This window comes from Caballeronia humi (assembly GCF_001544475.1).
Classification (GTDB): domain Bacteria; phylum Pseudomonadota; class Gammaproteobacteria; order Burkholderiales; family Burkholderiaceae; genus Caballeronia; species Caballeronia humi.
The window spans coordinates 1-14,640 of sequence record NZ_FCNW02000084.1; the positions used below are offsets into that span (position 1 = coordinate 1).

Annotated in this window: 8 protein-coding genes and 1 pseudogene; 4 read left to right on the plus strand and 5 right to left on the minus strand. The window is 57.3% G+C overall.

Annotated features, from left to right (window positions below; translation table 11 throughout):
* Positions 1-3,715 precede the first annotated feature (3,715 nt).
* The 3 genes from AWB65_RS32450 to AWB65_RS32460 form a co-directional block, all read right to left on the minus strand.
* Positions 3,716-4,954 carry a cation:proton antiporter gene (locus AWB65_RS32450; RefSeq protein ID WP_087670928.1) on the minus strand — a complete coding sequence of 413 codons (1,239 nt, stop codon included), beginning with the start codon at positions 4,952-4,954 and terminating at the stop codon, positions 3,716-3,718.
* A 59-nt stretch (positions 4,955-5,013) separates the two neighbouring features.
* Positions 5,014-6,756, minus strand: a complete 1,743-nt coding sequence (locus AWB65_RS32455; protein ID WP_235007962.1) for a peptidoglycan D,D-transpeptidase FtsI family protein — start codon at positions 6,754-6,756, stop codon at positions 5,014-5,016.
* A 156-nt stretch (positions 6,757-6,912) separates the two neighbouring features.
* The gene (locus AWB65_RS32460) at positions 6,913-8,049 is read right to left on the minus strand and encodes a mechanosensitive ion channel family protein (protein ID WP_087670930.1); all 1,137 of its coding nucleotides are present in this window, start codon (positions 8,047-8,049) and stop codon (positions 6,913-6,915) included.
* Positions 8,050-8,179: 130 nt separating this feature from the next.
* Between AWB65_RS32460 and AWB65_RS32465 the strand changes: the two genes are divergently transcribed.
* Positions 8,180-8,338: a DUF4396 domain-containing protein gene (locus AWB65_RS32465; protein WP_087670931.1), complete on the plus strand. Its 159-nt coding sequence runs from the start codon at positions 8,180-8,182 to the stop codon at positions 8,336-8,338.
* 308 nt (positions 8,339-8,646) lie between these two features.
* Here AWB65_RS32465 and AWB65_RS32470 read toward each other — a convergent pair.
* Positions 8,647-9,793, minus strand: a pseudogene (locus AWB65_RS32470) (IS110 family RNA-guided transposase).
* Positions 9,794-9,872: 79 nt separating this feature from the next.
* Here AWB65_RS32470 and AWB65_RS32475 point away from each other — a divergent pair.
* Complete coding sequence (locus AWB65_RS32475) at positions 9,873-9,959, plus strand: DUF4396 domain-containing protein (protein ID WP_268808273.1); 87 nt, start codon at positions 9,873-9,875, stop codon at positions 9,957-9,959.
* Between the two features lie 27 nt (positions 9,960-9,986).
* Here the strand turns inward: AWB65_RS32475 and AWB65_RS32480 are convergent, their stop codons facing one another.
* Positions 9,987-11,258, minus strand: coding sequence for a DUF2254 domain-containing protein (locus AWB65_RS32480; RefSeq protein WP_087670933.1), 1,272 nt, complete (start codon positions 11,256-11,258; stop codon positions 9,987-9,989).
* Between the two features lie 143 nt (positions 11,259-11,401).
* On the opposite strand from AWB65_RS32480, the gene AWB65_RS32485 reads away from it, so the two are divergent.
* Positions 11,402-12,733, plus strand: coding sequence for a chloride channel protein (locus AWB65_RS32485; protein ID WP_087670934.1), 1,332 nt, complete (start codon positions 11,402-11,404; stop codon positions 12,731-12,733).
* A 152-nt stretch (positions 12,734-12,885) separates the two neighbouring features.
* Positions 12,886-14,145: a putative Na+/H+ antiporter gene (locus tag AWB65_RS32490; RefSeq protein ID WP_087670935.1), complete on the plus strand. Its 1,260-nt coding sequence runs from the start codon at positions 12,886-12,888 to the stop codon at positions 14,143-14,145.
* Positions 14,146-14,640 lie beyond the last annotated feature (495 nt).

The following is a 14,640-nucleotide window of genomic DNA, read 5'->3' on the forward strand; positions in this document are numbered from 1 at the left end:
AACTGGGAGTTTCGCAACTGCTTATCTGCACCTATCCGCACGCTGCGCTTGGCTTCGCGCGATTCTGCAAGACCGACTACGTAACGATCTACCTGAGCGCTTGAAGGCGTTTAGTCAACTTGTATCATTGACGGATGCCCCTATCTGGCAATGAAATTCTCTTAGATGAATGGGAACTCCGCTTTGCTTGACGGGAAAATGAGGGTGACATCGTGGGACCGCATCGACCCCGACATCAGCACATGTTTGCGCACATACAGCCCTTTAGCCCGAGCGCTGGTTGCTTTTCATTGGAATGACCGTCGCTCCCGCATCCGTGTATGGACAGCGTCCTGAATTGCTGGATCCACGAGTTACCCAGACGACGGTCCCCAACACAATCTGTGAACCGGCGTATGTCGAAAAGGTCATTCCTTCGCTAGATAGTCGTCTTAAATGGAAGGACCGTCTTCTGAGAGAGCGTGGCGTTCAGCCCGAGACTGCGTGGCAATATACATTTGATTTCCGGGTTCCCGTCCTACTCGGTGGGACGCCAACCGATCAAGCAAACTTCGAGATTGTGCCCTGGGAGGGGCACGCAGGCGCGCGTCGAAAACGACGTCTCGCCGTACTTTTGAAGCGTTGTGTATGCTCGGGTGAGCTTCCGCTCAAAGAGGCGCAGCAGGTAATTTCGGGCGACTGGGCGAAGGAGTTTCCCAAGCTTTGGGGGCTAGCTTGCGCTGACTTCTGAGTCCCAATACGCTCAGTCGCGAAATCATACAAAAACACGCGCTGCTCGCACCACTCTGCACCGCGAAAGCATCAGTCGCAAGCACGGGTCAGACTTTCGAGTGCTTTCGTGCCAACTTTGACAATTGCACATCTTTGATCCTTCGGGCCCGCGTTGTCAATGACTTTACCCAAGCCCAACACTCACCGCTAATGATCGCGCAGCTAGTGGTGCACATACAGCGCCTTCCGCTCATGTAGGATATTGCTTGGGGCTGAAGACTCCCATGATCCGCCGTATGTAAATCCATACCCCGACTGGTCCAGAGCAGGCCCATTCTTGGACCATCTTGAGATCCGCCCGTCAATTCGACTCATCTCCGGATGCAACAGTCCGAAGGTTTCTGCGTTCTCACTTACCTGGGCGCCGGCGACAGAGCCTCGTGTCTCACCGTTGGCTGCTAACGAAACCGTTGGGCTTGCGAGCGCTGCGAGAAGCGCCGCGACATACAGACGTCTCATGATCCCTCTCCAAAAAAAGTACGATCCTCTTCTGGTGAAAGCTTGATTAGGTAGCGACCCGACGGTTTGGGCGCACCGTACCGTATTGGCCGCCGTGCACCGCGATCGTCCTCGTGTGAAGGCAACGACTTACATTCCGGTATTATGGGCACTTCGCTAAAAAACCAACATCCAGATGCCGTTCGTTCGAGATTGGGGGCAGCGGAAGGACTTGGCCCTCAAGGAACGCGCTCGCGCTCCGGACCGCAAACCGGCACGCGGCGCTTTCGCTAGCAAACTGACCATGAATTCCCGTACTCTGCCGATCCCCCGCCTCATTTGTGATAATGGCCAGCGCGACAAACCGTTGTCCCTCGCGTTCGGCCATCGGATGAATGGTCGCGGTGCCGTAGTACACGTCCACAGTGGGATCTCCTTTCTTTACTTGTGCGCTTGGCCGGCCCGGAAATCCGACGTCAGCAATATGCCCGTGTCGTCTTCCCGCTGCTCAGCGCCTTACGTCGCTTTGCGCCCGAATCCACGACCTACAGAACAACCGCCGCTTTGCGCCGCGGCGACAGCTAAAACTGGACGTCCGGACTTCTGAACTTCTTCCAATTGATGGCCTGCTTCGTCAGCGGTAATGCAGCAACCGAGTACGACTCAAAAAGTGCCAGCTCAGTCAGCGCGACGATCCGCGCATAATCAGAATACGGACGCAACTTAACCGGAACTTAAGATGCGACGTCTGGCACCTGTATGCATCACTTCGATGCAGCGAAAAATGGCGTCCCTTTCGATTCACTGGTGATGGCCCGTCCTTCGATCGCGCGCGCTCGGCCAGAACGAAGGAACCTCAGTCCCAGATTCACGATGCCTTTGCGCAAGACCGCAGTTGACTGGGCGCAGCTTCCCACCGTAGGACGCGCTGGAAAGACTAGCTTAAGTTTGAGCGTGCCTCGATGCTATGACCGATTAGAAGGTAGGCCGAATCTTGCGAAAAAGGAGGCCAGTCTCAAGCTTTTGAACGTGAACCGGGCTAGTAGGTTAGACGTGTGCTCTGCGGGCATTGCCTACTATTGCAAACCGTCTCATTTCGCATTCTCGGCCGTAATAGCCCTTGCCGTCTTAACGACAGCCTTGCTCTGTTAAGACACTCGGCATCGACATGCGAAGATGAGATGACTCGATATCTGCGACTGCGTTAATGGGTCTTACTCCTGTCTTAATCGAGCTATTCTGCAACGATAGCGTATTCCAAAAACATCTTCGAACATGCATTCACAGAGTTCTTCGGACCTCTGTCCCATGGCGTCGGAGCGATAATCTGTCGAGGCGCCCCAGTGATCTATTTATCGAGAAAGTACCCCTTGACAGATGCCGCGCTAGAGATGGAAGGTTTGCCCGTCGCTGCGCGGTCGAGAGCCGGAAAGTAAGTCAGACTTCCCCACGCACCCCTGCGGCTCGCGAATCCGCCTTCTCACGCGCCAGCGCAAGAGACGCGGCTTGGAGCGACGAGATCCAAAACCTGATATATCCAGTTATTCAGTGCGGGTGATTTCGATAGCACCTACCTCGGAAGACGGAGCCAAGAACGATTGGGCCCGCCTTCGTCCCGAAACTTGGGTATGGCGTGTCGTCAGGCATCGTCTGCGTTGCCGTTGCTCACGTAGTCATCGCGTCGATAAGCCCAAGTGCGATCAAATTCAAGAACGCACATCCGCCCACGAGTAGCAGGATATGGCGTTCCCCTTCCAGCACCCGGATACCAAGAACGTTACAGAGAGATCCCCATGCAAGGGAGACAGAGAACACGACCTTCGTTGTTGTATCCGGCGCGTAACCGAAGGCCAAACACACTACGAGCGTCACGACTAGCAACAATGTGCAACCCGCAGCTGTCAGAGTAATTTCCCAAAAAGTCGGCTTTCGAAGGGCCAGCCCAAACATATTCATTCTGAATACCTATACCTCGCCGCGTACCGCAGACAAGCGTGGGAAAACGCAAAACCAATATTGACCGCCCCTGCCCTTTGCTACATCCTACGGATGCGCATCCGAAATTTCCGCTGATGCGCAACTGGTTTGGCAGACAGGCGCCGGGCTGCCGGCACTCCGCGGATCTCGGATCAAGGGGCTGCTCGTTGACCCCAAAGGAGGGTCGGGCGCCCCTCTAAATTGAAAGATAGCGACGAGCCCGAACAACGAGATGGCGAGCAGAGCAATTCCTGCAACTATGAGAGCGGTGTAGCCGATGCGCTTGCGCGCGTTCAGTCGTGCATGCCGCTGATACACCTCTAGGCCGCCGTGCAAACCATATTCGCTGTTGTAAAACTGCTCAGTCTTGTCGCCCACGCCGTGCTTGTCCGCTCTCACAACTCCCTCCTCCCTCAGACGCAGTTCTGGCGATTACAAGAGATTACGCAGCAATCGCGGGACCCGTTCAGGCCACGATTCGTGTCCAGGTACTAGTCATGGGCGATCTGCTGGCGGGCGCGAGCATCTACTAACGAGAGCCGACAGCCTTTCGCACGACACGGGCGATCGTCAGTCCTTGCACAAGGATGGACCACACTACCACGCAATACGTGAGCGCGAGAATAATGTCGCGGGAGTTTCCCGAAGGGATCGACAGCGCGAGTGCCACTGAGATTCCCCCTCGCAGTCCGCCCCAGGTCAGCACTTTCCACGAACCCGTTGGCAAGCGCACTAGCTGGCTCAGCGCGCCAACTGGTATGCCTACCGTCACCAATCTTGCCAACAAGGCTACGCCCGTTGCAACGGCACCCGCGAGCAGCATACGACTAGGAAACGCGATCAAAAGCACTTCCATGCCAACGAGCACGAAAAGAACCGCGTTCAAAATTTCATCGACGAGTTCCCAGAACATGTCGACGTACTGGCGCGTGGTGTCCGACATCGCATGCGCTCGACCGCGGTTTCCGATCATCACGCCGGCGATGACCATCGCCAACGGACCGGAAATATGTAAGTGACTGGCGAGCGCATAGCCGCCGATCACGGCCGCCAATGTGAGCAACACCTCGACCTGATACTGGTCGACACTCCTCAAGAGGCGAAATAGCCCGTATCCGAGCACCCAGCCAAACACAAGCCCGCCGCCCGCCTCTCGCAAAAGCGCAAGAAGTCCTGTCTCGAACGATGGAACGGCGCCGCTCTTCGCCATCGCCAGCAACAACGAGAAGAGTACGACGCCGACGCCGTCATTGAACGGAGATTCGCCGGTGATCACGACCTCGAGGCTCTTGGGTGCACCGGAAGATTTGAGGATGCCCATGACGGCAACCGGATCCGTCGGCGAGATCAGAGCGCCGAACAACAGACAATATGGCAGCGCCAGATCAACGCCGACCATCGGCAAAAGGAGCCACATTGCGACACCGACGATAAGCGTCGACGCCATGGTACTCAGAACCGCAAGCGCCACGATCTGCCGCCGGTACGTCGTGAGCTTTCCCATGTCAACGTGCATCGCGCCCGCAAAAAGGAGGAGCGACAACATGCCCTGCAACAGCACCTCACTGAAATCGATTGAACGCACCAGCGACTCTTCGGCAAGCCGTAAGTCGTGCGCAAAACCGAGCGAGTCGAGGCCCACAAGAGCGAGCGATAGGCCGAGCGAGGTGACCATCACCCCGATTGTTGTTGGCAATCGGACGAAGCGATGATTCACATAGGCGAGTATCGCGGTAGCGGAAAGGCAGATAGCGATGACGTCCAGCAACTGGTGACCCCTGTGAGAAGGTTTGGTGCATCGCCAATTTGAGGTCCGGCAAAAGGTAGTCAGGTCGACGGCTTTTTATCCGCCACCGGCTTGTCCGGCGCAACGTTGAGCAGATACATCGTTTCAGCCGCGATACGTGCAAACGGTGGTCCAGCCACAGCGCCGCCAAAATGCGAGCCTCGGCGCGGGTGATCGATTGACACTGCGATAATCACGCGCGGTCTGCCGGCCGGAAGAATACCGATGAATGAAGCAAGATACTGGCGGCGATCATAGCCCTTCGCCGTCCACTGATAGGCTGTGCCGGTCTTGCCGGCTACCGAGAATCCTGGCACTGCGGCTTGAGGCGCCGTGCCATCAGGAGAGACAACGCTGCGCATCATCTTCTTTACCTCCCGTGCAACGCGCGGCGAATAGATTTGCCGGCTCTCGACAATCCTTCCCTGCAGGGAGGAAATCGACGCAGGCACGAACTGGCCGTCATTGGCAAGGGTCGTGTAGGCTTGGGCGAGCTGTAACAACGATGCCGAGAGCCCATAGCCATAGGACATCGTCGCCTGTTCGATGCGCCGCCAACGTTGGTAGGGCCTCACCCTCCCCGCCGATGCGCCGGGAAGCCCCACCTGCGGGTCACGTCCGAGCCCAAGAGCGCGGAAATTGGCCCACATTTCGGCAGGCTTCATCAGAAGCGCAATCTTTGTCGTACCGACATTGCTCGATTTTTGCAGAACCCCCGGCACAGTCAATGTGCCGAAATCCTTGTCATCGTGGATCGTGACGCCGTCGAGCCGGAGGCGTCCGCCCCCGGTTGGTACGACCGTTGCCGGCGTAATCCGGTGCTTTTGTAGGGCGAGTGCCATTGTGAACGGTTTCATGACAGAACCGGGTTCGAAAACATCGGTAACCGCACGATTACGCATCGCCCCGCCGCTGCGGTCACCCCGAACATTAGGGTCATAGCTCGGAAAATTCGTCATCGCGAGTACCTCGCCCGTGTGGGCATCCAGCACAATCGCTGAGCCCGAGCGAGCTTGCGTCTTGACGACGGCGGCACGCAGTTCCTTGAACGCGGCGTGCTGGATCCGCTGATCAATCGCCAGCGTGACGTCACGACCATTGTGAGGTGGCACCGTCGCGAGTGTCTCGATGACTTGTCCACGCGCGTTGCGCACGACTCGTCGAGTGCCATCGATCCCCCTCAGGTCCCCATTTCTCACCTTCTCCATGCCCTCCTGGCCGATGCCATCGACACCAGCAAAGCCAACGACGTGTGCTACCGAATTGCCTTCAGGGTACGAGCGCCGATAGTCTTCCTGGGCGAATAAGCCAGGAACGGCCAACTGCATTGCGCGTCGAGCCACATCCACGGCGACTTGGCGCTTCAGATACGCGAACGGCCTTCGATCAGCAAACGTCCTTTCAATTTCGCGTGCCGGCGTGTCAAGCAGCTTGCCAAGCGCACTCGCTTGCTGCGACGATAGTCGAGTCGACGGCTCGGACGTATCAATCCACAAGGTACGAGTCGGGAGGCTCAACGCAAGCGCCTGACCATTTCGATCGAGGATTCGCCCGCGCGAGGCGTGAACCGTGAGCTCACGAACTTGCCGAAGTTCGCCTTGCCGCCGATAGAAGTCGTCGTTAATGCCTTGAACCCAAAAAGCCCGGCCCGCGAGCAGGAAGAAGGCAGCACCGAAGCTCGCGCCCACAAAATGCGAGCGCCACTTGGGAAGCTGAGGAAATTCGACACTGCTACGAGAAAAGCTGAGGTGCTTTGAACGGAATCGCATGATCGAATTGTGCAAGATGCCGCTGACTCTGTCGATTATTGCGTAGCATCTCGAGGTTCTGTGCTCCCGAATCTTCGCGCTGCCCTGGGCGATAGACTGCCATCATCGAGCGTCGGATTGGACCGCCAGCCGGCGCTGCCGGCTCATCAGAGCTCGTTCAATACAAGCTCGCTAAGAATGAATGCGTCGATTCCCAAAGGTCAGATTCTGTGATCCCGGGCGCTCCGGTCGCTGGGTGGATTCAGCCTCGTGCACGCCATCGCCGACAACGTGCAACGTACGAGTCGGGAACGCAAATTCCACCGCGTTGTTCGCGAGGGCTGTCATCAGATCGAGATTGATATGCTGTTGGATATCCATGTAGACGTTGTAGCCCGGCTCGGTCACGTAGTACACGACTTCGAAGTCGAGCGAACTCTCTCCGAATTGCTTGAAGTGCGCTCTATCGAAGCGCGTGTTGCCCGCCGACTCGACGGCCTGTTTCACGATCTGTGGTATCTCGCGCAATTGCTCAGGGCTCGCATCGTAGGTCACGCCGAATCCAAAAAGGATACGCCGCTCGGACATGCGCTTGTAGTTGTGGATCGTGTTCTTCAGCAATTCGGTGTTACTGCACACGATTTGCTCTCCGCTCAGGCTGCGAATGCGCGTGGTCTTCAGACCGATATGCTCAATGCTTCCGGCGACATCGCCGAACACGATGAAATCGCCAATCTCAAACGGTTTGTCGAGCCCGATCGCAAGCGACGCGAACAAATCGCTCAAGATGCTTTGCACCGCCAACGCAACCGCTACACCTCCGACGCCGAGGCTGGCAACGAAGGCGGTGATGTTCACGCCCATGTTGGCCAAGATAGCCAACAACAACACCGACCACAGCAACGCCCGTAACATCCACGACATCATGGTGGTAATGACGGGGTTGTGGGAGGTGGCGGCCGCACTCTCGAGTCGTCCAGTCGTCCAGATTGTTACCCCGCGGTTGATCCATAGCGCCAGCTGAAAACCGATAACAAGAAACCAAAGGTGACTTATCCGGCTCTCCCATTTACCTGGCAGATCAAGAAATTGCGCTCCGACCAGAAGGGCTGCCATGACCATTGTAAAGCGATGCGTTCGCTTAAGAACTTGCACGGCCATATCGTCAAAGTGGGTCGCGGTTCGTCCCGCTAGCGCGTCCAGACGAGCCACGACGAATCTCAGCGCGGTCACCAGAAATACATAGCTCACCACGCCTGCGATAGCGCCGTAAAGCCACTGCGTGGCAGGAATGCCCAAAAACGCGTTGAAATCAAGCCAGTTCTTCATCTAATTTTCCCAAGCTATCGTACAGTGTCGGTCGGTTACAAGTATTTACAACTGTCTGTACGCGGACACACCCAATAGTTCCTGAGTAATTTTTACGCCATAGACCTGAAAAGCCGTGAAAACATGCCCGATGCGCGGATTGGGCTTGCGCGCCGGTCTCCTCGCCGCCGCCAAGATTGACACGCTGTCTCTGCTGGCCTACGAGATCGGCATGTTTGCATGGATGGCACTTCGAACTTCAATCTACCCCGAGCTCAAGCCAACCGATTGGTCATACTGGCTTCTATGAGGTTCAATTCGTCAAGGCGTTTTTCGCATTTCGTTAGTGCACAGCCGTATCTTCTGGATTCCTTTGTTTTGAAGCCGTTCATTGCGCACGTAAGACTCCAACGTCTTACCACCTTCTATCCGCCGGCGCGTCTTCGCCAGGCCTTATCCTGATGCGCGTTACGCTGGAAACCATCACCAGGAACATGCCCCATCTAAGAAATCGGTTGCCTGTGCAACCCAGTCAGTATACGGGCATGGTCACTTCAAAGCTGTTCGGTATGTACTGCCTGACTAATCCTAATCTCCCTTCCTGCCAAACCTGAAGGCTCATGTGGACTTGAGCTGTGCTCCTTTGGGTATCTCGCCGTCCTTCAAATAGCGCCACAGCGCAATTGTGAGGCGCCGCGCCACCGCGACGATCGCGATACGCCGGGCACGTCGGTTCGGTCCCGTGCCCTGCGTGCGCTGGTTGAACCACTTCGTGAGTGCGCTGTTGGGCTGGTAGCGCAGCCAGTTCCATGCGATTTCGATTAGCAGCGCGCGTACTCGCCGGTTTCCCTGTTTGCTGATGCCCTGGTCGGCCTGACTGTCGCCGCTGTCATAGGGCTGCGGCACCAGCCCGACGCACGCACCGACTTCGCGGCGGTTGTTGAACTCCCGCCAGAAGAGCTCGAGGGCAAGGCGTGACGCGCCTACTTCTCCAATCCCGTGCAGGCGCTCCAGCGCATCGCAACGCTGGCGCGCGAGTGCTGGTACGTCCGTCTGTCGCGTCTTCTCCAGTGCTGCAAGCTGCTGTTCGACGAGTGCCAGGCGTTCGCATTCGCGCAGTAGCCGCTCGCGCAATTCGCGCGGTAATGGCGCACCGTCGTGGCAGCACACCTCGTCGCGCTGAAGTCGGCCAGCGAAGGCACGGTGATTGACCGCATCCCAGCAGCCGAGGGTTGCCAACAGCTTGCGCATCCGGTCAAGGTGCTGCAGAACTTCCTTCTGCAGTTGTCCGCGCTCGCGCATCAACTGGCGCGACGCTTCGTCCTGCGGTGACGGCGCGTGCACGACGTGCATGCGGTCGCGCTCGCCACGCAGCCAGGCGCGCAGGTTGATGACGAGCTTGATGACATCGAGCCGGTCGGTTTTGGCGCGTCGCTGATGGCGTTCAACCGGAATGCTGGCCGGATCGACGACGTAGCACTCGATGTGCCGAGCTTGCAGCGCGCGACAGATCCAGAACGCCTCCTGGCCGGCTTCATAGCTGACGGCAATCCGTACGTCGGCGGGCAACGACCACTTCTCTTTATGGGCCTCGATCAAGTCCAGCACTGCCTGCAGACGCGCCGCGGCCTGCGGCTGTGTGTACGGCCGGCTTGTCGCGCCGGCCGTCGTGGAGTGCGACTTTCCACTTGGCCGCCGCCAGTTCCAGCGACACTGCCAGCACCATTACGTCACCACTACCCATGTATGCCTGCTCGGTACGCATGATCTTCTCCCGTGAGTAACCTCAGCACGCTGATTTTAGGCGTCAGCTTGTTGAGGGCCTCGCTTCATAGGATCTAATGATGCAAATCGCGATGGTCATTGGCTTCTTCGCGACATATCCTGTCAATTGGTGGCTGATTCGGAAGGGCATAAAAGAAAGGATGTGAATCTCACTTCTCGTTCTAGCAGCCGGATCACGCCAGGCTATTAGTGACTTTTCCGACACGTGACGCCAAAAGGCGCAAAACCTGTTTGTCTTCCTCGAGCGGCAACGCCAGCTCAGCTCTTTTAAGTGCAAGCAATGCATGCCGAGCCGCTGGGCCCGCGTACGCGAGCTCGTCCATACGGGCGAGTAGTGCAAGTGCCTTCTGAAGGCGCGTGCCCACCTCAACCAACGCAGCACCGTCGCGCGCAATCGGGCCAAAAAAATCATCAAACAGATCGTCAAGCTGCAATCCTGGAACAAAAACCCTTTCGCAGCCTGGCTCGGTCGCCCCTTCTGCGTCCACTGGCGCCCGCCAAAGAGATAGAATGCGCACGCCTCGGCCGATCACATCGATAGCCGTGCCCGGGTCATTCACGGCGGGCGACAAGGCACGCGAGGCGATTTCGGTCAGTACCGATAGGCCAAAACGCGGATCCTGCTCAAAGGAGCGCCGCACGCCAATTGAAAAGGCCGCTCGAATCGCCTCATCGGCCGCATCGTCAAATCCTTCGACGCGCGCCAACACGGTATTTTGAACTACGAAGCTGCCAGGCAATACGAGCAGGTAGATCGCTGCGTTCGACTCGCTGGTGAGTTTGCCGAGGGCGGCCATATCGATATGCTCGACATAGCCCACGGTCAGAGGGCCAACAGTGCGCGCAGAGGGCGGCACAGATCCGCTCAAAAAAGGGCTGCCACCAAGATATGGCCGCCTCAGACGCTCTTTGAGGGCCTCAACAGCGGCCGCTTCGACGCGATCGGTTGTTTCGCTTAGTCGGCCGAGACGCGCCAGATGGTCGATCCACCGCAAGAGCGTATAAACAATCAATACGATCACCCCGACCGTCACGGCGAACATCACCACTCGCCCGTTCTTGCCGTACAGACCCGTGCTGAGGGCAATGATGCCAACCAGACTAAACAGAAATGAGCCGATAAATGTTGCCAGGACGTTTTGAGTCGTCGTGTCCTCGACCAGAAGCGGCGTAGCGCGTGGCGTGACGTTGCTCGTCGCGGACCCGTAAGCCGTCACCATGATGTTCAGCGAGAAGGTGGTCGCGGCCAGCATGCTCGATGCAATGATGCCGAGGATATTGTCGACCGCGTCGGCGCCGACGCGAGCGGACAGATCCTCCGGGATATATTGTTTGAGTGCCAAGGCGAGCAGCGCTGTGGCCACCCCAAGCACTGAAAACAGTCCCGCGCGAAACCAGAGGCGCTTGCTGATTCTTTTCAAAACCCATTGCCATCGTGCGATCATCGAGCCCTCGTATAGGAGTTGACGGCGTCCTGGCGCGTGCGAAAAATGGTTAAGGCAAGGTCCGTTCCAGGGAAGCGCCATCAACCCAAGGTGACGGCGCGTATACTCTTGCCTCTTCTGCTCGCTTCTGTCGGAGATGCTTAATGCGGCTGCTTTCCTTCATCGACAAACGCGCACTACGCCGCGGGCATCGGTTATGGCTTCACTACGGAGTTTTTTGGCTTGGCGCAATCGCGGTCGGGCTAGTCGCCGTCCTGTATGCGCAATTGATCGACTTTGGTTATGCCCTCTTCCTTCATTATGTCATTCAGTTTCCTTGGCTGCCCCTACTGATTACCCCAGCGGTCAGCGCAGCGTGTGTCTGGATCACGATGCGACTTTTCCCAGGCGCCGAGGGCAGTGGTATCCCACAGGTCATCGCGACGCTGCACGGATCGACAACTGAGCTTGGTGAACGCTTGCTGACCTTGCGAATTCTGGTCGGCAAAATTGCCATCTCCTTCCTTGCAATCCTCGGCGGCTTCACCATTGGTCGAGAAGGCCCAACGATTCAGGTGGGTGCCGCACTTATGTTCAACTTGCGCGTTTTCTATCCACGCCGCTTCCGGTCGATCGCCGGCGCCGCACTGGAGCGCAGGCTCGCCCTCGCGGGTGCCGCGGCGGGCCTCTCCGCCGCCTTCAATGCGCCGCTGGCCGGTGTAGTGTTCGCGATAGAAGAGCTGACGCGAAGCTTCGAACAGCGCGCGAGCGGCGTACTCATCACGGCAATCATTTTCGCCGGTATCGTCGCCCTTGGAATTAGTGGCAACTATACCTATTTCGGCACGATCGACATAGGCATCCAGTTCCCCAACGACCTGGCCCTCGCTGTTGTTCTGACGGGCGTGATTGCTGGCGTCGCAGGAGGCATTTTCTGCTGGATACTGCTTAATACGAAGAGGTGGATGCCGGCTATGATTGTTCGATTGCGGGCGCGCTGGCCGGTCGCTTTCGGTGCCCTATGCGGCCTCGCCATCGCAATTATCGGATTGGTTTCGGGCGGGCACACGTTCGGAAGCGGATACGCGGAAGCACGCGGGATGCTCGAAAGTCACACGCATCTGACAGCCCTATATCCGCTGCTTAAGTTGGCGTCAATGATCGGGTCCTACCTGCCAGGGGTGCCAGGCGGGATATTCGCACCGTCACTATCGATTGGCGCGGGTATTGGCAACTCGCTTCATCTGTTGTTTTCTCAAATGCAGTTGCCAATGCTCATTGCGCTCGGTATGGTAGGCTACCTCGCTGCAGTCACGCAAAGCCCCATCACCGCCTTCGTCATCGTAATGGAGATGATCAACGGGCACGCACTGGTCATTTCGCTCATGGCCACTGCTTTGATCGCCAGTCGGGTATCGCGGCTCTTTGCACCCCCGCTCTATGAGGCGCTTGCTCAGCGCTATAACCCTCTCCCTGCCCACAAATCTGAGTCTTAGGACACCGGTTCGCCGGGGCGTATGCCAGAGGTGGCTGGCCCCACTGCGACGACTTCGCCAAGCTCGACTGACGGGCTGAATTTGCGACGAGCGTCGGTGATGCAAGCCTTGTCGACATCCTCCTCATTTTAGCTTTCCTACTGCGTATCAGGATGCCACACTCTATTGAAGTTTCAGCGCTCGTCATTTTTTGCCTCGCACTCGTCCACACGTTCGCGGGAAAACTCATTGACTCGTTAGCTGTTCGCCATCCCCGCCACGCCGGTCTGTTTCATTTTCTTGGCGAAGTCGAGGTCGTTTTCGGACTGTGGGCAGCGATACTGTACTTTGTCATATGGGCTGTCTCTGGCAGCGGCGCCTCAGTTTCTTACGTTGAATCGCGAGAATTCACTGAACCATTATTTGTGTTCGTGATCATGGTCGTCGCAGCGAGTCGCCCGATTCTCGAACTCGTGACGCAGATCGTTCTCCGAATCTCGGCCTTTCTGCCTTTCCGGACTGAAGTGGTATCCGTCTGGCTTTCTCTCAGCGCCGTGCCACTTCTCGGCTCCCTGATAACGGAGCCTGCGGCGATGACCTTGGCGGCGTTGTTGTTGCGTGATCGGTTGTTCACGACGCCCATCGAGGAAAAATGGAAATATGGTGCGCTTGCGGTCTTGTTCGTGAACGTATCGATTGGCGGCACTTTGACCGCATATGCCGCTCCACCAGTGCTGATGGTCGCATCTGCCTGGGGCTGGGACACCGCCTTTATGGCTAGCACGTTCGGGTGGAAGGCAGCGCTCGCCGTGCTGGCGAACGCGACCATCCTTGTCGCGGTGATCGGGCGGCACGTCCAGGCAAGGAGTGAAGATCAAGCTGGCGTGGCGCCGCAAGTCAACATTCCTTTCGGCGTGACGCTCGTGCATATCGGCTTTTTGATCGCTATTGTGCTTAACGCTCACCACGCAGTAGTCTTTATTGGCGCCTTTTTATTCTTCCTGGGGTTCACTCAAGCCTACGAGCGCTACCAGTCGCCGCTGCTGCTTCGCGAAAGTTTGCTGGTCGCCTTTTTCTTAGGTGGATTGGTGGTACTGGGCGGTATTCAGCAATGGTGGCTCCAGCCTATCGTCCGGGCAATGGACGACCATACGCTGTACTTCGGAGCAACGGGGCTGACCGCAATCATGGACAATGCCGCGATTACCTACTTGGGCTCACTTATCGAGGGTCTGTCACCGGAAGCTAAGTATCTTCTCGTTGCAGGCGCCGTTACGGGGGGCGGGCTTACCGTAATCGCTAATGCACCCAACCCTGCTGGCCTAGCAATTGTTCGAAAAGGCTTCTCCGATGATGCAGTGGGCCCATTGTGGCTGCTCGTCGCGGCGATCCCGCCGACCTCTATTGCCTGCTTGGCGTTTCTTTTACTCTAACGTGGGACGCTTTTGCCGTATCCTCACGCTTTTTTTGTCAGCGAAGCACGCACTCACCTTGGTAGACCTGTCCATCAGTCCATAAATCATGACAACACCCCCACGTTGATTGAATCCAGTATGTGGCGGTGATCGAGCCCGGTGCTGAGCGCTTTTAAGCTTGTCTCTGGCGACCGTATGCTATGCGCTGTGTTTATCGAGGCAGCTGTTCGCAAACGCGTGATGCTTCAGCCATGCCCATAGATCGTTAAAGGGATTGATTTTCGGCCAGTATGGTGGCAGAGAATGATCTGGATATGGCGATCAGGCGAGTCAATGAGGGATCAGAGGAAGACTGCACTGCGATGCCCTCAATGAGGATCGCAGGCCTGTCCGACGGGCCGCGCGGTTGCTTCTTCGCCACCAACGAAGCCTCACAGTAAGCGACTCGGCTGGGCCAGTTCCTCATTCGTGCGCGCGTGAGGCATGATGGAATTCATATGGATCACGACGGGG

Coding starts and splice junctions, on each gene's coding strand:
- AWB65_RS32460 (WP_087670930.1), bottom strand. CDS start 8,049: ATGAAGAACTGGCTTGATTTCAACGCGTTTTTGGGCATTCCTGCCACG.
- AWB65_RS32485 (WP_087670934.1), top strand. CDS start 11,402: ATGCGGCTGCTTTCCTTCATCGACAAACGCGCACTACGCCGCGGGCAT.
- AWB65_RS32490 (WP_087670935.1), top strand. CDS start 12,886: ATGCCACACTCTATTGAAGTTTCAGCGCTCGTCATTTTTTGCCTCGCA.
- AWB65_RS32475 (WP_268808273.1), top strand. CDS start 9,873: ATGCAAATCGCGATGGTCATTGGCTTCTTCGCGACATATCCTGTCAAT.
- AWB65_RS32465 (WP_087670931.1), top strand. CDS start 8,180: ATGCGCGGATTGGGCTTGCGCGCCGGTCTCCTCGCCGCCGCCAAGATT.
- AWB65_RS32480 (WP_087670933.1), bottom strand. CDS start 11,258: ATGATCGCACGATGGCAATGGGTTTTGAAAAGAATCAGCAAGCGCCTC.